Genomic DNA, 20,198 nt, shown 5'->3' with positions numbered 1-20,198 from the left:
GCCGCGGGCCTCGTCATAGGCGCGCGCGACATCTCCGTCAACGACGCCTTCGTGATGGCGGCCTGGGAAAAGGCCACCAACGGCACCGGCAAGATCCGCTACCTGTCGGACTGGGACGCGAGCTTCACCAAGGCGATCGGCATGGACGCCGACCTGTCGGCCGGCACCCTCGGGATCCGCTCCAAGCGCTATTCGATGATCGTGGAAGACGGCAAGGTGACCGCGCTCAATCTCGAGGAATCGCCGGGCCAGGCCGTCACCTCCGGGGCCGCCGCCCTGCTCGAGCAGCTCTGAGCCTTCCCGGACAGGATTGACGACACCTCAGACGGCGCTCCTGCGGGGCGCCGTCTTGCGTTTGAACGGCGCCATGCCCTCGCGGGCCAGCTCGTCGGCGCGCTCGTTCTCGGGGTGGCCGTCATGGCCCTTGACCCAGTGCCACTTGACCTTGTGGCGGCGGTTGGCCTCATCGAGCGCCTGCCAGAGTTCGGCATTCTTGACCGGCTTCTTGTCGGCCGTCTTCCAGCCGTTTTTCTTCCAGCCGAAGATCCATTTGGAAATGCCGTCCATCACATATTTGCTGTCGGTGTAGAGATCGACCTCGCAGGCGCTCTTGAGCGCCGACAGCGCCGTGATCGCGGCCATCAGCTCCATGCGGTTGTTGGTGGTCTCGCCCTCGCCGCCCGACATTTCCTTCGAAGTTTCGCCATAGCGCAGGATCGCCCCCCAGCCGCCGGGCCCGGGATTGCCCGAGCAGGCGCCGTCGGTGAAAATCTCGACATGCTTCAAAATATCAGGTCCTTTTCGCGCAGGCCATATTCGCCGCTGGAGGCGACCGACCTGTGGAAGCGCAGCTTGCGCAGATATTCGATCGGGTCCTTCTTGACCACCAGCGCGCCCTCGGGCGTGGTCAGCCAGTCATGGAGCCGCGTCAGGAAGAAGCGCAGGGCCGCGCCGCGCGCGAGCAGCGGCAGGGCCTCCGCCTCCGGCGCCGACAGCGGACGCACCGCACAATAGCCGTCGATCAGCGCCATGCCCTTGGTGTGGTTGAAGGCACCGTCGTGCTCGAAGCACCAGGCATTCAGGCAGATGGCGACGTCATAGGCGAGGAAGTCGTTGCAGGCGAAATAGAAGTCGATCAGGCCCGAGAGCCGGTCGCCGATGAAGAACACGTTGTCGGTGAAGAGGTCCGCGTGGATCACGCCTTCGGGCAGATCCTGCGGCCAGCCCGCTTCAAGGGCTGCGAGTTCGGCATCGATCTCGGCCTGAAGCCCGGGCTGTACCTCGTCGGCGCGGGCGCGCGAGCCCTCCCACAAGGGCCGCCAGCTTGGCACCGAGAGCGCGTTTTCACGGCGGATTCCGAAGTCGAGGCCCGCCAGGTGCATGGCGGCGAGCGCGCGCCCCACCTCGCGGCAGTGCTCGGCATGCGGCTTGCGCAGCCAGGCCCCGTCGAGGAACGAGACCATCGCCGCCGGCCGGCCCGCAAGCTCGCCCAGATGCCCGCCGTCGCGGCGCGTGACCGGCAGCGGGCAGCTCAGGCCCTTGGCTGCCAGGTGATCCATCAGGCCGATGAAGAACGGCAGGTCGTCGCGGTTGACGCGCTTTTCGTAGAGCGTGAGGATGAAGGTGTCGGCGGTGGTGCGGAGCAGGAAGTTCGAGTTCTCCACGCCCTCGGCGATGCCCTTGTAGGACAGAAGCGCGCCCACGTCATATTGCTCCAGGAACGCCCGGAGCTGGTCTTCGTTGACGTCCGTATAGACCGCCATTCATGCGTCTCCGTTGACGAAGGCCATGTCGGCCCGGGTCAGTTCCACGTCGCGCAATTCGCGATTGACGAGGAAGTTCTCGTTTTCCTTGACCGTCTCGGCCAGCTCGATCTTGGCGTCGAAGCGCGTCTTGAAGGCTTCGATGATTTCGTCGACCACCACTTCCGGCGCCGACGCACCGGCGGAGATCCCGAGCAGCGAAATGTCGCCGATCGCGTCCCAGTCGATTTCGTGGGCGCGCTGCAGCAGGATCGACTGTTTCGCCCCTGCCCTCAAGGCAACCTCGACCAGGCGCTTGGAATTGGAGGAGTTTGGCGCGCCGACGACGACGAACAGGTCGCAGCCGGGAGCCGCCTGCTTGACCGCCTCCTGGCGGTTGGTGGTGGCGTAGCAGATCGATTCCGCCGCCGGCGCGGTGATTTCGGGGAACTTCTCCTGCAGCCGCGCGATCACGTCGGCGGTGTCGTCGACCGAGAGCGTGGTCTGGGTGACGAAGCCGAGCGCCGCGGGATCGGCGGGTTCGAAGGCGTCGACATCGGCCACGGTCTCGACCAGCGTGACGGCGCCCGGCGGCAGTTGCCCCATGGTGCCGATCACTTCCGGGTGGCCCTTGTGGCCGATCAGCACGACGTGGCGGCCGAGCCGCTCGTGGCGCATGGCCTGCTTGTGCACCTTGGAGACCAGCGGACAGGTGGCGTCGAGATAGAAGAAATTGCGCGCGGCCGCCTCGGCCGGCACCGATTTCGGCACGCCATGGGCGGAGAAGATCACCGGCTGGGCATGATGTTCTTCCGGGATCTCGTCGATCTCCTCGACGAACACCGCACCCAGGGTTTCGAGCCCCTCCACCACGAAGCGGTTGTGCACGATCTCGTGGCGCACATAGACCGGGGCGCCGTATTTCTTGAGCGCCAGCACGACGATCTGGATGGCGCGGTCGACGCCGGCGCAGAAGCCGCGCGGCCCGCACAGCCTGATGGTCAGGGGAGATTTGTCGGAAATGTCAGTCATCGGTTCATCCAAACAGGATCAGGACGCCAAAATAACGGCGATCAAGGCGATGGCGGCGGGCAGCGCCTGGATTGCCAGGATCTTGCGCGATGCGGTGAAACCGCCATAGAGGCCCGCCACGAGCACGCACCCAAGGAAAAACAGTTTGAGGTCAAATGCAACACCCGGGTCGGGATGGAACAGCGACCAGATCAGGCCTGCGGCGAGAAAGCCGTTGTAGAGCCCCTGATTGGCTGCCATCACCTTGGTGGTCTCTGCCTGCTCCGGCTTCAGCCCGAACGCCTTCCTGCCGCGCGGCGTGGTCCACAGGAACATCTCCAGCACCAGGATATAGATATGTTCGATCGCGATCAGCGCAACCAGGATGAATGCCAGAAGTGTCAAGCCAGTCGCCCCTTCGAATCCCGTCAGTGCTTCCGATACCACGCCTTTGCCCGGCCCGCACCAGCAGGTTTCAGGATTTCCGCCTGATCCAGGCGAACAGGCTCACGCCCACAAGCGCCAGCGCCAGCCCGTACCAGGTGATCGCATATTGCAGGTGGTTGTTGGGCAGGTCGATCACGGTGACGCCCCCCTCCGGCAGCCCGCCCGGCACCGGCGTCGCGTCGGCATCGAGGAAGAACGGCAGCACCTTTGCGGCCGGCAGGTCAACGCTCGCCGCCATGCGGTCGAGATCCTTCCAGTAGAAGATGTTGCCGGCCTCGTCGTTCTCCGGAACCATGAAGGAGGGCTTTTCGTCGAGCCGCGCGCGGGCAAGACCGGTGATCTGTTGGCGTCCTGTAACCAGGCTGTCCGGTCGGGTCGAGGCCTCCTTGCGGTCATAGGGCACGAAGCCGCGATTGACGAACAGGAAGCGGCCGTCATCGAGCGCCAGCGGCGTGTAGACGTAGTAGCCCGACCGGCCGCCGAAGGTCGCGAAGAAGTGGCGTTCCCTGTCGTTCAGAAACGTGCCTTCGGCACGGGCCGCGCGATAGTCGATCGGCTCGCCCGCCGCGATCGCCGCCTCGATCCCCGCGACATCGATCGGCGCGGCATGGCTCCGGCTCTCGATCGCGGCAAGCAGGTCTTCCTTCCAGAACAGCCGCTTGACCTGCCAGGTACCGAGCGAGACCAGGATCGCCAGCGCCACCGGCAGCAGCACAAGCGCAATCCACAGCCGTCCGCTGCGCCGCCGCGGCGCCTGTTTGGCGTCAGTCACTGTCGATGCGCCCCTCGGCCGCCTTGTTGCGGTATTGCAGCGCGATCATCAGCCCCTTGAGCGCGCGCAGGAGCGTCAGCGACAGCACGGTGGCGAGCGGGATCCACAGGATCAGGTGCACCGACAGCGCCGGGCTGTAATTCACCTCCAGCCAGAGTGCGAGGCCGACCACCACGAAGCCGATGATGAGAATGACGAACACCGCCGGGCCGTCACCGGCATCGGCAAACGAGTTGTCGAGGCCGCAGATGCCGCATTTCGGCTTGACGCGGAGCAACCCTTCGATCAGCGCGCCTTCCCCGCAGCGGGGGCAGCGGCCGCGCAGGCCGACCGACACCGGGTCGACGGGAGGATAATGGGCCTGGTCCTTGGTCATCGCTGTTCCGTGTCCTTGTCCGGTCAGTTTGCATGCGCGAAGGCAAAAGAAAAGGGCGGCAGGTCTCCCCACCGCCCGCATGGCATCGGCCCGTGGCCCTTTTAGCCGTGGTGAATCACCGCGCCCCAGGATCCCCACACATAGATGGAGAAGAACAGGAACAGCCAGACCACGTCCACGAAGTGCCAGTACCAGGCAGCCGCTTCGAAGCCGAAATGCTGCTTGGGGGTGAAATCGCCCTTGAGCGCGCGGATCAGGCAGACGATCAGGAAGATGGTGCCGACCAGCACGTGGAAGCCGTGGAAGCCGGTGGCCATGAAGAAGGTCGCGCCGTAGATCGAATCCTTGAAGGCGAACGGGGCGTGCATGTACTCGTAGGCCTGCACGAACGAGAACAGGATGCCGAGCAGCACGGTCAGCGTCAGGCCGTTGACCAGGCCCTTGCGGTCGCCATGCAGCAGCGCGTGGTGCGCCCAGGTCACCGTGGTGCCCGACAGCAGCAGGATGATGGTGTTGTAGAGCGGCAGGTGCAGCGGATCGAGCACCTCGATGCCGGCCGGCGGCCACTGGCCACCGGTGAAGGCGGCGCGGGCGACCTGATGGGCTTCATCGGGGAACAGGCTCGCATCGAAGAAGGCCCAGAACCAGGCGACGAAGAACATCACTTCCGACGCGATGAACATGATCATGCCGTAGCGCAGGTGCAGGCCGACCACGCGGGTGTGATGGCCCTCATGGGCTTCCTTGATGGTGGCGCCCCACCAGCCGGCCATGGTGTAGAGAACGATGGCGAGACCGATCAGGAACAGCACCGGATTGGTGATCGGCATGCCGAGCAGCGAATCCGCGCCCTTGAGGCCCTGCATCCAGCCGATGCCGCCGAGCGCCATGACGAGCGCGCCGATGGAGCCGGTCAGAGGCCAGGGGCTGGGATCGATGATGTGGTAGTCGTGGTTCTTCTGGTGTGCATCGGCCATGTCAGCTCTTTCCCCCATGGTCATCAGTCGCGCCCCGGACGACAGGTCCGCGGCAATGTTGATCTTACAAAGTATCGCTGTCCGCTTCCGGCTTCGCCGCGGCCGCAACGGGATTTTGCGGCTCCTGCGGGAAGAAGGTGTAGGACAGGGTTATGGTGTTGACATCCTTGGCGTCCGGATCGTCGACGATTGCCGGATCGACGAAGAAGACCACCGGCATGTTCATGGTTTCACCGGGCTTGAGTTCGTTCTCGGTGAAGCAGAAGCACTGGATCTTGTTGAAATAGGCCCCCGCCGACATCGGCGTGACGTTGAAGGTGGCCTGGCCGTAGGTGGAATCCTGCGAGAGGTTTTCCGCCGTGTAGGCGATCTGGACGGTTTCGCCGATGCGGATCTCGACCTCGCGGTCGACCGGCTTGAACTTCCACGGCAGGCCGGCGGCGACATTGGAATCGAACCGGACCTTGATGGTGCGGTCGAGAATCGTGTCTGACATCTGCTCGACGCGCTGGGTGGTGCCGCCATAGCCGGTCACCTGGCAGAACAGCTGGTAGAGCGGCACTGCGGCGTAGCTCACGCCGACCATCGAGATCACGAAGGCCGAGCAGGCAAGCACGATGCGGCCATTGGCCGAGCCGACGATACCGAGTGTCTTGTCGCGCGTGGACTTCATGGTTTTGCCCTCACATCGGCCGGTCGAAGATGCCGGGGCCGACCTTGATGATCGTGACCACGTAAAACATCACGGCGAGGCAGGCGAGCACCACGGCGATCGCCACCGAGCGAGAGCGCCGGGCCTTCTTCTGCTGTTCGGAAAGTTCGACGTGTTCCATGCTTACACCATCACCCCGAAGAACTTCTGCACCAGCGCGTCGACGAGCAGAGCCGTGAACACGCCGAACAGATAGAGCAGCGAATAGCCGAACAGCTTCTTGGCCGGGATCATCTTCTCATCGCCGTCGGGCATCTTGAAGACGCGCCAGGACGAGCGGATGAAGCCGATGCCGAGAACGGCTGCGACGATGCCGCAGGCGATGCCGGCAAAGCCCATCAGGGTCGGCACAACGCCGCTGACGGCCGTCAGCACCGCATAGAGCACGATCTGCTTCTTGGTGGCGCGCTCGCCGGAGACATTGGGCAGCATCGGCACGCCGGCGCGGCCGTAATCCTCGGCCTTGAACAGCGCCAGCGCCCAGAAATGCGCGGGCGTCCACAGGAAGATGATCGCAAACAGGGCGATGCTTTCGAGCGAGATCGAATTGGTCACGCAGGCCCAGCCGATGATCGGCGGAAAGGCGCCGGCCGCACCGCCGATGACGATGTTGTGCGGCGTCGAACGCTTGAGCCACATGGTGTAGATGACGGCGTAGAAGAAAATGGTGAAGGCGAGCAGGCCGGCGGAGAGCCAGTTGACCGTCAGCCCGAGCACCGCAACCGAGAACACCGACAGGAACAGCCCGAAGGCGAGCGTGGCGTCCGGCGTGATCCGGCCCGAGGGCACCGGCCGCTTGGCGGTGCGGCCCATCAGGATGTCGATATCGGCGTCATACCACATGTTGAGGGCACCCGAGGCCCCTGCCCCCACGGCGATCGCCAGAACCGCGATGAAGCCGATGAAGGGATGGATCTCGCCCGGCGCCATCAGCAGGCCGACGAGTGCGGTGAAGACGACGAGCGACATCACCCGCGGCTTGAGCAGCGCGAAGAAATCGCGCGCATCGCCTTCCATCATCTGGTCGGCCGCCAGCACGGGAGCTTCGTAGTCGTTCGTCATTGCCATCGGCAACCTGCCTTTCGCTGATCGTTCCGGGCCGCGCTGGGTTCCGGACGGGCCGGAACGCCGGGCGCGACGCCGGCTGTTGCGTGCCGGACCGCCGGATGCTTCCGGCGGTCCCGACCCGGCGGCTTCAGCCGCTCAGATCACTTGATGCGCGGGAGCTGTTCCCACTGGTGGTAGGGGGGCGGAGAGGACAGCTGCCATTCGAGCGTGGTCGCACCCTCGCCCCACGGATTGTCGCCGGCGATGCGCTTCTTGGCGAAGGCTTCCCAGACGCCGAAGAGGAAGATCAGCACGCCGACGCCGGAGATGTAGGAGCCGTAGGACGACACCGCGTTCCAGCCGGCAAACGCATCCGGATAGTCGATGTAGCGGCGCGGCATGCCGGCCAGACCCAGGAAGTGCTGCGGGAAGAACACGAGGTTCACGCCCACGAAGGTGACCCAGAAATGGATGCGGGCGACCGTCGGGTTGTACATGTAGCCGGTCATCTTCGGGAACCAGTAGTACCAGCCGGCGAAGATCGCGAACACGGCGCCGAGCGACAGCACGTAGTGGAAGTGGGCAACCACGTAGTAGGTGTCGTGCATGGCGCGGTCGAGACCGGCATTGGCGAGCTGGACGCCGGTGACGCCACCGACGGTGAACAGGAAGATGAAGCCGATCGCCCAGAGCATCGGCGTGCGGAAGGTGATCGAGCCACCCCACATCGTCGCGATCCAGGAGAAGATCTTCACGCCGGTCGGCACCGCGATCACCATGGTGGCGAACACGAAGTAGCGCTGCGTGTTGAGCGACAGGCCGACGGTGTACATGTGGTGCGCCCACACGATGAAGCCGACCGCGCCGATGGCGACCATGGCATAGGCCATGCCGAGATAGCCGAACACGGGCTTGCGCGAGAAGGTGGAGATGATGTGGCTGACGATGCCGAAGGCCGGCAGGATCAGGATGTAGACTTCCGGGTGACCGAAGAACCAGAACAGGTGCTGGAACAGGATTGGGTCGCCGCCCGCGTCAGGCGCGAAGAAGGCGGTGCCGAAGTTGCGGTCGGTGAGCAGCATGGTGATGCCGCCGGCGAGCACCGGCAGCGACAGGAGCAGAAGGAAGGCGGTGATCAGCACCGACCAGGCAAAAAGCGGCATCTTGTGCAGCGTCATGCCCGGTGCGCGCATGTTGAAGATGGTGGTGATGAAGTTGATCGCACCGAGGATCGACGAGGCGCCGGCGATATGCAGCGACAGGATCGCGAAATCCATGGCCGGGCCGGGCTGGCCCGTGGTCGAGAGCGGCGGATAGATGGTCCAGCCGCCGCCGGTGCCGTAGGCGCCCGCGGGACCTTCGACGAACATCGACATCAGCAGCAGGATGAAGGCCGGGGGAAGCAGCCAGAAGGAGATGTTGTTCATGCGCGGGAACGCCATGTCCGGCGCACCGATCATGATCGGCACCATCCAGTTGGCGAAGCCGCCGATCAGGGCGGGCATGACCATGAAGAAGATCATGATCAGGCCATGGGCGGTGGTGAACACGTTGTACATGTGCTTGCCGCCGTCGATGGCCGAGTCGCCCTCGAAGCCGTAAACCATGGCAGCCAGGCCGTGGAAGATCTGGATGCCGGGCTCCTGCAGTTCCATGCGCATGGCGATGGACAGGAGGCCGCCGACGATGCCGGCCATGATGGCGAAGATCAGGTAGAGTGTCCCGATGTCCTTGTGGTTGGTGGAGTACAACCAGCGGCGCACAAAGCCCTTCGGCTTGTGGTCGTGGTCATCGTGAGCGACAGTTGAACCGGCCATGCTCTCAGTTCCCTCTTTCAAGTCTATTCGTTGGCTGCGACGGCAACCGACTTGGAGTCGGTCTCGACCGCGGCCATCAGATTGCGGTTGGCGGCCTCGACATCGTCGGCGGCCTCGGCCATCCAGGTGTCGAACTTCGCCTGGTCAACCACACGGATCGCAATCGGCATGAAGGCGTGGTCCTTGCCGCAGAGCTCGGAGCACTGGCCGTAGTAGAGGCCTTCGGCCTCGGCCTTGAACCAGGTTTCGTTGAGGCGGCCGGGGACGGCGTCCATCTTCACGCCGAAGGCCGGCATGGCGAAGGAGTGCAGCACGTCTGCAGCGGTCACGAGCAGGCGCACGGTCTGGCCGACCGGCACGACAAGCTCGTTGTCGACGGCGAGAAGGCGCGGATAGGCCGCCACATCTTCCTTGGCGTAGCCGGCGCGCTCATCGTCCTTGAGCATGATCGAATCGAACGACAGTTCGTTGTCGGTCTGGTACTCGTAGCCCCAGTACCACTGGTAGCCGGTCGCCTTGACGGTGATGTCGGCTTGCGGCGGGGAATACTGCGCGGTCAGGAGGTTGAAGGACGGGATCGCCAGCGCCAGCAGGATCACCACCGGGCCGAGCGTCCAGATCACCTCGATCAGCGAATTGTGGCTGGTCCGGGACGGCACCGGATTGGCGCCCGCGCGGAACTTCACCATCACGTAGACCAAAAGCGCCAGCACCAGCAAAGTGATGGGGATGATGAACCACAGGGTGTAGGCTTCAAAGCTGCGAACCTGAGACATGATTTCGGTGGCGGCGGGCTGAAAGCCCATTTGCCAGTCAACCGGCTGCGCAGCAAGTGCAGGGCCCGCGCCCAGCATTGCCGACGCCGCAAGCCCTGCAAAAAGCTTGTTGGTCACGTTTACTTCTCCCTCGAGTGTAGTACCGTCTGCGTGACCAGACGGAATCCCTCACATATCCGGCGCTTCAAACCACAGAATGACATCGCTAGCAACACTAGTCAGCCATTGTTGGCACGTCAATTTTGCAGGAAAGTCACCGAGTGCGTTTTTTATGCACAAATTCATATCTGAAAAGAGCGACGGACCGGCAGAGCGGCAGACAGGCCGCCTGCGGAAATCGCGCGCGGATATGCTGCATCCACGCTGCCGCTTTGACGCAAGGCCGCATTTTTGCCGCACAAAGCGCGAGAGAGTTGCCGGGAAGGGTTACAAGTCGCCCCTTCCCAATTACAAAATGCGTGATGATTCGGCCGTACCCCGGGAGATGAAATGGCAGCCGCACCCAAACCCAATCTCGCCAGCGCCGCACTTCTGGCCCTGAGCATGCTCGCCGCGCCGCTCGGCGCCGCGACGCCCGCGGCTGCCCAGCAGGCGGGCAAGGTGAAATCGTCCCACGGCGCCTGGTCGATCGTCTGCGACACGCCGGCGGGCGCTCCCGCCGAGCAATGCGCGCTGATGCAGAACGTGATTGCCGACGACCGCCCCGAAGTCGGCCTGTCGGTGGTGGTGCTCAAGACCGCCGACCAGCAGGCGCGGATCCTCAGGGTACTTGCCCCGCTCGGCGTGCTGCTGCCGTCCGGGCTCGGGCTCAATGTCGACGGCAAGGATATCGGCCGGGCCTATTTCGTGCGCTGCTTCTCCGACGGCTGCTATGCCGAAGTGATCCTCGACGAAACGCTGCTGACCACGCTGCGCGGCGGCACCACGGCCACCTTCATCGTGTTCCAGACGCCCGAGGAAGGCATCGGCATCCCGGTCGATCTCGCGGGCTTCACCGAAGGCTACGCCGCGCTGCCGTGAGCCTAACCGGGAGCCGGCCGGTCTCGACTACCCGGCTTCCTTGACGATCTCCCTTTTTGCGCGCAAACTTCCGGACACTCAACCGCGCCAGGGGGAAGCGACGCATGGTCCGGCCTGTCACGCGTGCGGGCCTGACCGCACTTCTTTTCGGCTTCGCCCTGCCCGCCCTTGCCGCGGACATCACCTGGAGCGTCGACCAGCCGTTCCGCTTCCTGCGCTTTGCCTCAGACCATCTGGTCCACGAACTGGCCTTCGCCGACGCCAGCAAGACGCCCGGGTTCCGCAAGCACCGCGTCAGCGCCATGGAAGCGCGGCTGAATTCGCAGGCCTGGTGGACCACGCCGCCAGTCAACGGCGGCGCCACGCCGAAGGCGGCGGTCGAGGCGCTGAGGGCCGCTGAAGGCCGCCTGCCCGACCGCTTCGACATCCGGCTCGGCTGGGCCTCGCTGTTGCGCAACCATGACCAGGCGCAGATGAGCGACGCCACCTGCTGGAACGTGAACCGCCAGGATTTCATGAATTGCCGGAGCGATGTCGGCGGGATCACCGCCCGCAACGGCTATATCGTGCCCGAACATCATTTCGTCACCGTCAGGATCAGCGACGGCGTCGCCGGGCAAGCCTGCCGACTGCGGATCGAGACGGCGCTCACGCCCGGCTATGGCTTTGTCGAGGACAACCGCAAGTCCGGGAGCCGGGAAAGTGCCGAAGCCGGCATCGACTGCGCCGGCGCAGCGGTGCTGCGCATTCCCTACGGCACGCAGTTCACCGTCTCCGGCACAGCGCAGGGCCTGCCGCTCGCCCCGGTCGAGATCCGGGTCCGGGACTTCATGATCGCAAGCCTCGGCGATTCCTTCGCCTCGGGCGAAGGCAATCCGGACCTGCCTGCCGTGCTCGACGCGGAGCGGACCATCCGCCCGCGCTATGACGAGGCCAGCGGCGACAAGCGCACCGATTATGGCGTCCCGCGACGCAAGGCGCGGCCGGACGGCACGATCGCGCCGTTTTCGAGCGCCCGCTGGCTCGACCGGCGCTGTCACCGCTCGATGTACAGCGCCCATACCCGCGCGGCGATCGCGCTGGCGCTGTCGGGCGACCGGCACCATGCAGTCACCTATGCAAGCTACGCCTGCTCCGGAGCCGAAATCACCGACGGGCTGTTCTGGCCGCAGGACGGACGCGAATGCATCGCCGGCAGCGCCGGGAATTTCCGGCACATGGAGCCGCAGATCGGCGCGCTGGTCGGCGCGATGGGCGGCACATCGGGCGGAGCGCTGCGGTTTCTCGGCTTCGACAACACGCTCGAACCGGGCGATGCCTACACACGCGAGGTTCTCTCCCGGCTCGGCGGCGGCACCGTTGCCATCCGCAAGGCGCGCGGGCTGTGCCAGGCCTGGCCGGGCGGCAATCGTCTCGACCGCCGGCCGCTGCTGCAGGTTGCCCGCTTCGGGCGCAAGATCGACCTGCTGCTGCTCGGCATCGGCGGCAACGACATGGGATTTTCCAAGCTGGTGACCTCGCTCGTCATGACCAGCGGACTGACCGATCCGTTCGGCGACCTGATGGCGCCGATCTACGCCATGGCCGCCGGCGGAATCAGCCTTGCGGAAGCACGCCGCAACATCGACCTGCTCGACGGACGCTACGAGATGCTGGCCCGGGCGGTCAGGGACAAGCTCGAGATCGCCGATCCCGCGCATGTGCTGCTGACCGGATATCCCTCGCCGGCCTTCGATGAAAACCGCCGCTATTGCGACAGCCGGCGCAGGGGCATGAACGCCACCCGCTTCTTCAGCCTCGCCGGTCCGGAACAGACCGCGGGAAAGGCCAATATCCGGGAGGCGCAAGGGGTGGTCGAGCGGCTCAACGGCAAGATCAGAAGCCTTGCCAAAAGCCATGGCTTCACCTTCATCGACTCGCATTTCGACCGGTTCAGGAGCCACGGCATCTGCGCCACCGCCCCCGGACGCCGTGCGGCGGAACAGCTCGACCTGCCGCACAAGCGCACCGGCGCCGCGCAGTGGCAGGTGTTCAATCCCGCCACGAGTTTCCACCCCTATGCGCCGCGCCAGCGCTGGTTCCGGACCTTCAACGATTCCTACCTGCTGATGTACCACTACAAGGCAAACGCCTATGAGGAGGATCCGGTCGATGTCGGCAACCCGAAATTCCTGGCGCTCAGGACGCTCGGCGGGCCGGTGCACCCCACCGCGGAGGGGCATGCGGCGATGGCCGACAGCCTCTATTGCGCCGCCGCGGAAAAACTGCTCGCAGGCCAGAAGGATGCGCTGTGCGACTGACGCAACGCGTTATGCCGGGGGCGGAAAGCGTTTAACCATCGGCGATGCATGCGCGCCACAGTTTCAATCGGCGCCGGATTGCCTATATATCCCCGCATGAGATCACCACGATTGGACATTTCCATGCAGGACCCGCTCACAAGCCAATTCGACATTTCGGAAGCCCAGGTGGAGAGGATGGTCGCCGATGCCCTCAAGGGCGCGGACGACGGCGAGCTCTTTCTCGAATACGAGGAGAGCGAGTCGCTGCTGTTCGACAACGGCAAGCTCAAGTCCGGCTCCTATTCCACCGATCGCGGCTTCGGGCTGAGGTCGGTTCTGGGCGAAGCTTCGGGCTATGCCCATTCGGGCGAGCTGTCGGAAGCTGCGCTCAGGCGCGCCGCCGATGCGGTCTCGGCGGTCACGGCCGGGGCGAGCGGCAGCTACAGCGCCGCCCCGCAGCGCACCAACAAACAACTCTACACCGCCGAAAACCCGCTTTCGGCCCCGGGCTTCGAGGACAAGGTCAAGCTGCTGCAGACCATCGACCAGTATCTGCGCGGAAAGGACGAGCGTGTCCGCCAGGTCTCGGTCTCGGTCGCAGCCAACTGGCAGGTGGTCGAAATCCTGCGCGCCGACGGCCACCGGGTGCGCGACGTGCGGCCGCTGGCACGGCTCAACATTTCGGTGGTGGCCGGCAAGGGCGACCGCCAGGAAACCGGCTCGTTCGGCATGGGCGGGCGCAAGCTGTTCGGCAGCTTCCTCACCGAGGAAAGCTGGCAATATGGTGCCGACGAGGCGCTGAGGCAGGCGCTCACCAATCTCGAGGCGGTTCCCGCGCCCGCGGGCACCATGGACGTGGTGCTCGGCGCGGGCTGGCCCGGGGTGATGCTGCACGAAGCCGTGGGCCACGGGCTCGAAGGCGATTTCAACCGCAAGAAGACCTCGGCCTTTGCCGGGCTGATGGGCGAGCGGGTGGCGTCGAAGGGCGTGACCGTGGTCGATGACGGCACCATCGAGGGCCGCCGCGGCTCGCTGTCGGTCGACGACGAGGGCACGCCGTCGGGCTACAACGTGCTGATCGAGGACGGTATCCTGGTGGGCTACATGCAGGACCGGCAGAACGCCCGGCTGATGGGCATGGCCGCCACCGGCAACGGCCGCCGCCAGTCCTATGCGCATCAGCCGATGCCGCGCATGACCAACACCTACATGCTTTCGGGCGACAAGACGCCGGAAGAAATGATCGCCTCCGTGAAGAAGGGGCTCTACGCCGTCTCCTTCGGCGGCGGCCAGGTGGACATCACCTCGGGCAAGTTCGTGTTCGGCTGCACCGAGGCCTATCTGATCGAGGACGGCAAGATCGGCGCACCGGTCACCGGCGCGATGCTGATCGGCAACGGGCCGGAAGCGATGCAGCGGATCTCGATGATCGGCAATGATTCCGCCCTCGACACCGGCATCGGCATGTGCGGCAAGGCCGGACAGAGCGTGCCGGTGGGCGTGGGCCAGCCGCACCTGCTGATGAACGCCATGACCGTGGGCGGCACCCAGGCCTGATCAAGGGACGTAAAGCGCGCCTCAGGTGGAAAAGCCCGCTATAAATATCGAAGGTCTCGATCCAGGCCTTAGCGACATAGGTTGCGCGTCGGGCGACGGCAACCTATAGTTCCAACCTCTTCTGACCCGCTGACAGCTATATGCATATGTCATATATCATTGTGCGACTAAAAAACAGTTGCAGCGGGGTTGGCGGCATGGAATAGGAACATTAGCTTATGTCGCGTGGACAAAGTCTGATTGAGCAATTCAAAGGCTGCCAGGCTGACTTTCCCTACAAGGATTTATCTAGATTGCTTAAGCAATTAGGCTTCATCGAAAAGCGTACCGGCGGGGGCTCCAAGCGCAAATTCGTCCACCAGCCAACGAAAAGAATTATAAGGCTTCATGAACCGCACCCAAATAAAGAAGTAAAATTCTACATGGTACGGCAAATACGAGAGCAACTCATCGAGCAGGATTTGATATGAGAACGGTGACCTACAAAGGATATCAAGCTTCTGTTGAGTTCGATAATGGAGCACTATTTATTAAAGTTCTTCATATCAGCGACATACTTTTGGCTGAATGTGACAAAGCCAGCGAAGTCGAGAATGTAGCTAGAGAACTTATTGACGACTACCTAGAAGATTGCCGTGAAGAAGGACGTGAGCCAGCGGTGCCCTTCAAGGGCAGTTTTAACGTGCGCGTGGCGCCCGAAGTCCACAAGCATGCAGCGATGGCAGCTGCCGAAGCTGGCATATCCCTAAATTCTTGGATAGGCAGAGCGATCCAAGAGAAGCTTGAGTGTTCAAGTCTATCCAAACGAATGGACGGCTTGGTATCCAGTACAGAAACCTATGCGAACGCGCATTTTGCCCGCCTAACCCAACACCTATTCAACGACTGGCATCAGCAAAAATCCGTACGCAGTCAATCAATGATATCGACGGACACGAGCTATGCGCTTCAGCAACGCCACATCCGGTCGAGAGGAGAGACCCCTTGGCGGCACGAGAGCTTTGTCGGGATTTCCAATGACTAGAAAAGAACCCTCCGAAACCGTGTCATTGATTGCTATTTCATTGATACACACCGGTATCCGCCTTGGAACGGAAACATCCGAAAGGAGAGAGTTTAGCTACGGCTTCAATGCAGAGATCACCGCTCCACAACGGTTTGACGATGAATCATTCGTGTTTTCCGCAGAGTACTCAATAAGCAAAAATTCGCGAGAATCCGAAACTGAGATAGCTGGATTCTCTGCTCGCTATTATTGCGCATTCGAATCCAAATATTCAAGTCCTGCAGAAGCAATTGAGATAGCATTAAAATTTGCTGAAACTACAATATGGTCGAGCTTTGCTTCGCTTTCCGCTCTTGCAACGAATCAAATGGGAGTGGGATTCCCCCCTCTGCCTCCTGCACCTGAGCATATCGGATTAAAATCCCCACCAGACTCGCCTCCAAGAGAAGAACCGGATACGTTGTAAATTGACTTACGTATACTTTCTTTGGGTAGCAGGACCACCGGATAGTCCCCTCGACTTCCACCTATGCGGCAAAGCCGGACAGAGTGTGCCAGTGGGCTGCACCCAGGCCTGAGCCTCGATGGACCGCCCCCGGCGCGACGTCCGTCCGGTTTTGTCCGGCCGCGCGCCCTTGAGATCTTCGCCGCGGATCACATATGGTAATTACCATATGTGACAACGGAGAGGACCGATCATGGGCTATACACTCGACCGCAGCTTCAAGGGCGAGGCATTCGAGACGATCGTGGAGCGGACGCGCGCGGCGCTGGCGGCCAGGGGCTTCGGCGTGCTGACCGAGATCGACGTCAAGGCGACGATGAAGAAGAAGCTCGACCAGGACATGGACGACTACCTGATTCTCGGCGCCTGCAATCCGGGCATGGCGCATCAGGCCATCGGCATCGAGCCGCGCGTGGGCGCGATGCTGCCCTGCAACGTGATCGTGCGCGCGACCTCGGACGACGAAATCATGGTCAGCGCCATCGACCCCGTCGCCTCCATGCAGGCAATCGAAAACGGGAAGCTGCAGTCGGTCGCAGGCACCGTACGCGCCATGCTTGAGGATGTGGTCGTGGCGATCTGAGTGGCGCGAACCGGGGCACTTCCCCCGGCCCCGGCCGCAAAAATCTCGGCGGGGATTCAACATCGGTTAAGTCCGGACTGGTAATGCTTGCCAATTGCCCGCATCCCATGCGCAATTCGGATCGGATTTCATGTACGGACCAAATACCGTCGCAGCACGAAGGATGATCAAGCGCGCCGTGATCCAGAGCGGGCTTGAGGCGGTTTCACTGATGTCGCGCAGCGGGATGATGCCGGGCGCACGCGGCATGGGCGCGATCTTCACCCTGCATCACGTCCGGCCCGCCGCGCACAAGGTCTTCGATCCCGCCGCCCACCTCACCGTCACCCCGGAGTTCCTGGACGCGAGCATCACCCGGCTCAAGCGCGACGGCCATGTCCCCGTGGCGCTCTGCGACCTGCCGGACTATCTCGCCCGCCCGGACAAGCCGGGGCCGGCGATGGTGTTCACGCTCGACGACGGCTACCGCGACAACGACCGGTATGCCCGGCCGGTGTTCGAGAAGCACGGCGTGCCCTACACCATCTTCATCTCCGGCGGCTTCGTTGACCGGACCCATTCGATCTGGTGGGAAACCGCCGAACAGCTGCTCGCGCAGGTCGACACCTTCAGCTTCGATTTCGGCGGGGGAGACATCACCCTTCCCACCCGGACATTGCTCGAAAAATACGCGGCCTTCGACCGGCTTCACAAATCGCTCGCCTGCGCCAACCAGGAGGCGATCGTCAAGCGGCTGGACGCACTGGCCAAGGCGGCAGGCATCTGTCCGACCGGCATCGTCGACCGCGAGGTGATGGATGAAGCCGAACTTGCCCGGCTTGCCGACCGGCCGCTCGCCCGTCTCGGCGCCCACACCATCGGCCATCTCAACCTCGCCCATCTGCCGGCCGAGGAGATGCGTTCCGAAATCGCCCGCTCGGCCGAGCGGGTGGCGCGGATCACCGGGGAGACGCCGAAACTGCTGGCCTATCCCTATGGCGACAGCTGCGCCGCGGGCCCGCGCGAATACGAGACCGCGCGAGAGCTCGGCTTCAAGCTCGCCGTCACCACCAATCCGGGCGTGCTTTCACGACGCAGCCTCGAGACCCCGTTCGCGCTCAACCGCATCTCGCTCAACGGCTATTACCAGAAGACCCGCTATGTCGGCGCGCTGGCGTCCGGCATCCCCTTCGCGCTGCGGCCCGCGCGTCAGGGATAGAGCCGGGTCCTGTCCCAGGCATCGCCGGTACGGGCGAACACCACGCGATCGTGCAGCCGGAACGGACGGTCGTGCCAGAATTCGATGGTCTGCGGAATGATGCGGAAGCCGGACCAGAAGGGCGGGCGCGGAATGTCGCCGATGGCGTGTTTGGCCGTGTATTCAGCGACCGCCTTTTCGAGCGCGAAACGGCTTTCGAGCGGACGCGACTGCTTGGAGGCCCAGGCGCCGATGCGGCTGCCGCGCGGGCGCGAGGCGTAGTACTCGTCGGCCTCGGCGTCGCTGACCTGCTCCACCGGCCCGCGTACGCGCACCTGCCGGCGCAGCGATTTCCAGTGAAAGCACATCGCCGCCTTCATCGAGCCCAGGATCTCGCGGCCCTTGGTGCTTTCGAAATTGGTGTAGAAGACGAAACCGCGCTCGTCGAAGCCCTTGAGCAGGACCATGCGCACATCGGGAAGCCCGTCCGCATCGACCGTGGCCAGCGCGACCGCATTGGCATCATTGATTTCGGAAGCCTTCGCCTCCTCGATCCATGCGGCGAAAAGCCGGTACGGTTCGTCCGCTTCGGTGAAGTCACCGATTGTTAACCCTGTTTCCGTCATAGTCTTCCTTCATGCCTCCAGGCCGGAGTTGGCAGCATCGTGATATTTGACCTAACAGAAGCGAAGGGAGCGGAAAAGGGCAGGACGGCCCGGCGCGCCGTTTTCCGGGCAGCGCTGGCGCTGCCCGTCTGTTTGGCGTTGTCCGGCTGCATGAGCGGCAAGTCCCCGGCAGTGTCGGCGCTGACGATCGACGACAGCACCACCGGCGCGATCACGCCGCTGTCGGCCGACAGCGAAATCCAGTCGGACAGCACCGTGATCCGCGATCTCGTGGGCGCGCTCGGGCAGGCAGGCATGGCCGAACCGCAGCCCTGGTCCAACACGCTTACCGGCTCCGCCGGTGTGATCGGCGGCGTCACCGCAGTTGCCGATGGCGCGCGGGCCTGCCGTCAGTTCCGGACCACGCGGCACAGCTATGACGGCGTCGGCATGTTCGAGGGCCGGGTCTGCCAGCGCCCGGACGGCGGATGGGATCTCCTCAATTTCGACCGCATCGGCGCCTGAGACGTCAGCCCCGCCCCGGATTCGCACCGCACGCGATTTCATATACGGATGGTTAGCAATATCCCGCTACGCTGGCCGCGATAAGCGTTACGGGAATTTTGTATTATGCGTAGTCCGTACACGGTGCTCGGCCTCTCCAGAACGGCAAAGCCCGACGAGATCAAGAACGCCTACCGCCAGCTCGCCAAGACCTGGCATCCCGACCAGAATCAGGGAGATCCGGAGGCCGGGAACCGGTTCGCCGAGATCTCGCATGCCTATCGGCTGCTGATCGATCCGGACATGCGGCTCAAATTCGACAACGGCCATATCGATGCCCGCGGCCGCAAGCGCACGCGGCCGATGCGGGGCTTCGCGGCCAATCCGTTCAAGGCCTTCAAGCAGGCGATGGCATCGGGCACCGCAGCCTCCGCCGGCGCGGCGGCAAGCGGGCAGCCCGCCGACACCCCGGGGGACGCAAGCTTCGAGGAGATGGTGTCGCACATCTTCGGCGACGCGGCAGCCCGCGAGCCGAAGCAGGCACCGGACCGGGCCACCACATCCCGGCGCCGTAGCCAATCCGACGCGCCGGGCATGGACGAAGACCCGCTCGACGCCCTCGACGCGCTGTTCGAGAAATGGAAGACGCGGCACAAGCCGCAGGCGGCCGCCCCGGTTTCGCGTCATCACGTCGAGATCGACCTGAAGGCGGCGCTGACCGGCAGCCGCGCGGAAATCACCCTGGCCGACGGCACGACGGTCGGCTTCGAAGTGCCGGCCGGCACCGTCGACGGCGCCGAGATCGAAGTCCCAGCGCCCGCCGCCTCCGCCCTGGGACCTGCGGTGGTGACCGTGCGCCACCGCAAGCATCCGACATTCCGCTCGCTGGGCGCCGACATTCACGGCGAGCAGACGATCGAGCTTGCCGAGGCGGTGCTGGGCGGATCGATCCTGTTCGAAGGGCTCGACGGCCCGTTGCGGCTCGCGGTTCCGGCCTGGTCGGGTTCCGACACCGTGCTGCGCGTCCAGGACAAGGGCTTGCCCACCGCCGGCGGCGGGCGCGGCGCGCTGCTCGTCCATCTCAGGGTGGTGCTGCCGGAAACGCCCGACCAGCAACTCATCGACCTGATGCGCATCAGCCGGAAGGCGATTTATGTCTGACCCCGCGCGAAGACCGGCACCGGGCTGCCGGTCCGGCCGCAAAAATGCTCGCTTTCAGGATATGAAGCAGAGCATTGCACCGCTGAGCAGCCGGATCCCCGGCTGACACGCATACGACATA

General features: G+C 63.9%; 24 protein-coding genes. 11 read left to right on the top strand and 13 right to left on the bottom strand.

Annotated features, from left to right (window positions below):
* Positions 1 to 294, top strand: a 294-nt coding sequence (locus tag AWJ14_RS22950) for a redoxin family protein (protein WP_245304411.1), incomplete at its 5' end; no start/stop codon positions are given.
* Between the two features lie 27 nt (positions 295 to 321).
* Here AWJ14_RS22950 and rnhA read toward each other — a convergent pair.
* The 12 genes from rnhA to coxB form a co-directional block, all read right to left on the bottom strand.
* The gene (gene rnhA / locus AWJ14_RS21595) at positions 322 to 786 is read right to left on the bottom strand and encodes a ribonuclease HI (RefSeq protein ID WP_066184578.1); all 465 of its coding nucleotides are present in this window, start codon (positions 784 to 786) and stop codon (positions 322 to 324) included.
* Positions 783 to 1,763: a homoserine kinase gene (locus tag AWJ14_RS21590; RefSeq protein WP_066184576.1), complete on the bottom strand. Its 981-nt coding sequence runs from the start codon at positions 1,761 to 1,763 to the stop codon at positions 783 to 785. The genes rnhA and AWJ14_RS21590 overlap by 4 nt, the downstream gene beginning before the upstream one ends.
* Positions 1,764 to 2,774, bottom strand: coding sequence for a 4-hydroxy-3-methylbut-2-enyl diphosphate reductase (gene ispH / locus AWJ14_RS21585; protein ID WP_066184574.1), 1,011 nt, complete (start codon positions 2,772 to 2,774; stop codon positions 1,764 to 1,766).
* Positions 2,775 to 2,792: 18 nt separating this feature from the next.
* Entirely contained in the window at positions 2,793 to 3,158 is a 366-nt protein-coding gene (locus tag AWJ14_RS21580) for a DUF1304 domain-containing protein (RefSeq protein ID WP_066184573.1), read from the bottom strand.
* 70 nt (positions 3,159 to 3,228) lie between these two features.
* Positions 3,229 to 3,972 carry an SURF1 family protein gene (locus AWJ14_RS21575; protein ID WP_066184570.1) on the bottom strand — a complete coding sequence of 248 codons (744 nt, stop codon included), beginning with the start codon at positions 3,970 to 3,972 and terminating at the stop codon, positions 3,229 to 3,231.
* Positions 3,965 to 4,348, bottom strand: a complete 384-nt coding sequence (locus AWJ14_RS21570) for a DUF983 domain-containing protein (RefSeq protein WP_066184568.1) — start codon at positions 4,346 to 4,348, stop codon at positions 3,965 to 3,967. The genes AWJ14_RS21575 and AWJ14_RS21570 overlap by 8 nt, the downstream gene beginning before the upstream one ends.
* Positions 4,349 to 4,449: 101 nt before the next feature.
* Positions 4,450 to 5,325 (bottom strand): cytochrome c oxidase subunit 3, encoded by an 876-nt coding sequence (locus AWJ14_RS21565; RefSeq protein ID WP_066184564.1) that lies wholly within the window; start codon positions 5,323 to 5,325, stop codon positions 4,450 to 4,452.
* Between the two features lie 64 nt (positions 5,326 to 5,389).
* A complete protein-coding gene (locus AWJ14_RS21560) occupies positions 5,390 to 5,998 on the bottom strand; it encodes a cytochrome c oxidase assembly protein (RefSeq protein WP_066184563.1) in 609 nt (202 codons plus the stop codon).
* A gap of 10 nt (positions 5,999 to 6,008) precedes the next feature.
* Positions 6,009 to 6,158 carry a hypothetical protein gene (locus AWJ14_RS22485; protein ID WP_171904921.1) on the bottom strand — a complete coding sequence of 50 codons (150 nt, stop codon included), beginning with the start codon at positions 6,156 to 6,158 and terminating at the stop codon, positions 6,009 to 6,011.
* A gap of 2 nt (positions 6,159 to 6,160) precedes the next feature.
* Positions 6,161 to 7,099: a heme o synthase gene (locus AWJ14_RS21555; RefSeq protein WP_425349668.1), complete on the bottom strand. Its 939-nt coding sequence runs from the start codon at positions 7,097 to 7,099 to the stop codon at positions 6,161 to 6,163.
* Positions 7,100 to 7,245: 146 nt separating this feature from the next.
* Positions 7,246 to 8,901, bottom strand: a complete 1,656-nt coding sequence (ctaD, locus tag AWJ14_RS21550) for a cytochrome c oxidase subunit I (RefSeq protein WP_066184559.1) — start codon at positions 8,899 to 8,901, stop codon at positions 7,246 to 7,248.
* 23 nt (positions 8,902 to 8,924) lie between these two features.
* Positions 8,925 to 9,794 (bottom strand): cytochrome c oxidase subunit II, encoded by an 870-nt coding sequence (coxB, locus tag AWJ14_RS21545; RefSeq protein WP_083220426.1) that lies wholly within the window; start codon positions 9,792 to 9,794, stop codon positions 8,925 to 8,927.
* 372 nt (positions 9,795 to 10,166) lie between these two features.
* Between coxB and AWJ14_RS21540 the strand changes: the two genes are divergently transcribed.
* The 8 genes from AWJ14_RS21540 to AWJ14_RS21520 all read left to right on the top strand — a co-directional run bounded on the left by AWJ14_RS21540 (position 10,167) and on the right by AWJ14_RS21520 (position 17,828).
* Positions 10,167 to 10,697, top strand: coding sequence for an invasion associated locus B family protein (locus AWJ14_RS21540; protein ID WP_066184557.1), 531 nt, complete (start codon positions 10,167 to 10,169; stop codon positions 10,695 to 10,697).
* 104 nt (positions 10,698 to 10,801) lie between these two features.
* Positions 10,802 to 12,997 (top strand): SGNH/GDSL hydrolase family protein, encoded by a 2,196-nt coding sequence (locus tag AWJ14_RS21535; RefSeq protein WP_066184555.1) that lies wholly within the window; start codon positions 10,802 to 10,804, stop codon positions 12,995 to 12,997.
* A 123-nt stretch (positions 12,998 to 13,120) separates the two neighbouring features.
* On the top strand, positions 13,121 to 14,536 hold the full coding sequence (gene tldD, locus AWJ14_RS21530; RefSeq protein ID WP_066184678.1) for a metalloprotease TldD: 1,416 nt from the start codon (positions 13,121 to 13,123) through the stop codon (positions 14,534 to 14,536).
* Between the two features lie 218 nt (positions 14,537 to 14,754).
* Positions 14,755 to 15,006, top strand: coding sequence for a type II toxin-antitoxin system HicA family toxin (locus AWJ14_RS23155; RefSeq protein ID WP_083220425.1), 252 nt, complete (start codon positions 14,755 to 14,757; stop codon positions 15,004 to 15,006).
* Complete coding sequence (locus AWJ14_RS22065) at positions 15,003 to 15,560, top strand: type II toxin-antitoxin system HicB family antitoxin (protein WP_083220424.1); 558 nt, start codon at positions 15,003 to 15,005, stop codon at positions 15,558 to 15,560. The genes AWJ14_RS23155 and AWJ14_RS22065 overlap by 4 nt, the downstream gene beginning before the upstream one ends.
* Positions 15,553 to 16,008 (top strand): hypothetical protein, encoded by a 456-nt coding sequence (locus AWJ14_RS22320; RefSeq protein WP_139112745.1) that lies wholly within the window; start codon positions 15,553 to 15,555, stop codon positions 16,006 to 16,008. The genes AWJ14_RS22065 and AWJ14_RS22320 overlap by 8 nt, the downstream gene beginning before the upstream one ends.
* A gap of 232 nt (positions 16,009 to 16,240) precedes the next feature.
* A complete protein-coding gene (locus tag AWJ14_RS21525; RefSeq protein WP_066184553.1) occupies positions 16,241 to 16,630 on the top strand; it encodes a DUF302 domain-containing protein in 390 nt (129 codons plus the stop codon).
* A gap of 130 nt (positions 16,631 to 16,760) precedes the next feature.
* A complete protein-coding gene (locus AWJ14_RS21520; RefSeq protein ID WP_066184551.1) occupies positions 16,761 to 17,828 on the top strand; it encodes a polysaccharide deacetylase family protein in 1,068 nt (355 codons plus the stop codon).
* On the opposite strand, the gene pdxH is transcribed toward AWJ14_RS21520, so the two are convergent.
* On the bottom strand, positions 17,819 to 18,433 hold the full coding sequence (pdxH, locus tag AWJ14_RS21515) for a pyridoxamine 5'-phosphate oxidase (RefSeq protein ID WP_066184549.1): 615 nt from the start codon (positions 18,431 to 18,433) through the stop codon (positions 17,819 to 17,821). The genes AWJ14_RS21520 and pdxH overlap by 10 nt on opposite strands.
* A gap of 150 nt (positions 18,434 to 18,583) precedes the next feature.
* Between pdxH and AWJ14_RS21510 the strand changes: the two genes are divergently transcribed.
* Together AWJ14_RS21510 and AWJ14_RS21505 are read left to right on the top strand one after the other, a co-directional pair.
* The gene (locus AWJ14_RS21510; RefSeq protein WP_066184545.1) at positions 18,584 to 18,937 is read left to right on the top strand and encodes an RT0821/Lpp0805 family surface protein; all 354 of its coding nucleotides are present in this window, start codon (positions 18,584 to 18,586) and stop codon (positions 18,935 to 18,937) included.
* Positions 18,938 to 19,042: 105 nt separating this feature from the next.
* Positions 19,043 to 20,077 carry a DnaJ domain-containing protein gene (locus AWJ14_RS21505; protein ID WP_083220423.1) on the top strand — a complete coding sequence of 345 codons (1,035 nt, stop codon included), beginning with the start codon at positions 19,043 to 19,045 and terminating at the stop codon, positions 20,075 to 20,077.
* The last annotated feature ends 121 nt before the right edge of the window (positions 20,078 to 20,198 follow it).

Origin of the sequence: Parahoeflea olei (assembly GCF_001703635.1) — a bacterium.
GTDB classification, from domain to species: Bacteria; Pseudomonadota; Alphaproteobacteria; order Rhizobiales; family Rhizobiaceae; genus Hoeflea; species Hoeflea olei.
This window is presented reverse-complemented; position numbering and strand designations above follow the sequence as displayed.

What these genes read in the sequence shown, in the direction of transcription:
- ctaD (WP_066184559.1), bottom strand. Translation starts at nt 8,901, where the DNA reads ATGGCCGGTTCAACTGTCGCTCACGATGACCACGACCACAAGCCGAAG.
- AWJ14_RS23155 (WP_083220425.1), top strand. Translation starts at nt 14,755, where the DNA reads ATGTCGCGTGGACAAAGTCTGATTGAGCAATTCAAAGGCTGCCAGGCT.
- AWJ14_RS22485 (WP_171904921.1), bottom strand. Translation starts at nt 6,158, where the DNA reads ATGGAACACGTCGAACTTTCCGAACAGCAGAAGAAGGCCCGGCGCTCT.
- AWJ14_RS21540 (WP_066184557.1), top strand. Translation starts at nt 10,167, where the DNA reads ATGGCAGCCGCACCCAAACCCAATCTCGCCAGCGCCGCACTTCTGGCC.
- AWJ14_RS21570 (WP_066184568.1), bottom strand. Translation starts at nt 4,348, where the DNA reads ATGACCAAGGACCAGGCCCATTATCCTCCCGTCGACCCGGTGTCGGTC.
- AWJ14_RS22320 (WP_139112745.1), top strand. Translation starts at nt 15,553, where the DNA reads ATGACTAGAAAAGAACCCTCCGAAACCGTGTCATTGATTGCTATTTCA.
- AWJ14_RS21520 (WP_066184551.1), top strand. Translation starts at nt 16,761, where the DNA reads ATGTACGGACCAAATACCGTCGCAGCACGAAGGATGATCAAGCGCGCC.
- ispH (WP_066184574.1), bottom strand. Translation starts at nt 2,774, where the DNA reads ATGACTGACATTTCCGACAAATCTCCCCTGACCATCAGGCTGTGCGGG.
- AWJ14_RS22065 (WP_083220424.1), top strand. Translation starts at nt 15,003, where the DNA reads ATGAGAACGGTGACCTACAAAGGATATCAAGCTTCTGTTGAGTTCGAT.
- AWJ14_RS21510 (WP_066184545.1), top strand. Translation starts at nt 18,584, where the DNA reads ATGAGCGGCAAGTCCCCGGCAGTGTCGGCGCTGACGATCGACGACAGC.
- AWJ14_RS21560 (WP_066184563.1), bottom strand. Translation starts at nt 5,998, where the DNA reads ATGAAGTCCACGCGCGACAAGACACTCGGTATCGTCGGCTCGGCCAAT.
- AWJ14_RS21590 (WP_066184576.1), bottom strand. Translation starts at nt 1,763, where the DNA reads ATGGCGGTCTATACGGACGTCAACGAAGACCAGCTCCGGGCGTTCCTG.
- pdxH (WP_066184549.1), bottom strand. Translation starts at nt 18,433, where the DNA reads ATGACGGAAACAGGGTTAACAATCGGTGACTTCACCGAAGCGGACGAA.
- AWJ14_RS21535 (WP_066184555.1), top strand. Translation starts at nt 10,802, where the DNA reads ATGGTCCGGCCTGTCACGCGTGCGGGCCTGACCGCACTTCTTTTCGGC.
- tldD (WP_066184678.1), top strand. Translation starts at nt 13,121, where the DNA reads ATGCAGGACCCGCTCACAAGCCAATTCGACATTTCGGAAGCCCAGGTG.
- AWJ14_RS21505 (WP_083220423.1), top strand. Translation starts at nt 19,043, where the DNA reads ATGCGTAGTCCGTACACGGTGCTCGGCCTCTCCAGAACGGCAAAGCCC.
- AWJ14_RS21525 (WP_066184553.1), top strand. Translation starts at nt 16,241, where the DNA reads ATGGGCTATACACTCGACCGCAGCTTCAAGGGCGAGGCATTCGAGACG.
- AWJ14_RS21555 (WP_425349668.1), bottom strand. Translation starts at nt 7,099, where the DNA reads ATGACGAACGACTACGAAGCTCCCGTGCTGGCGGCCGACCAGATGATG.
- AWJ14_RS21565 (WP_066184564.1), bottom strand. Translation starts at nt 5,325, where the DNA reads ATGGCCGATGCACACCAGAAGAACCACGACTACCACATCATCGATCCC.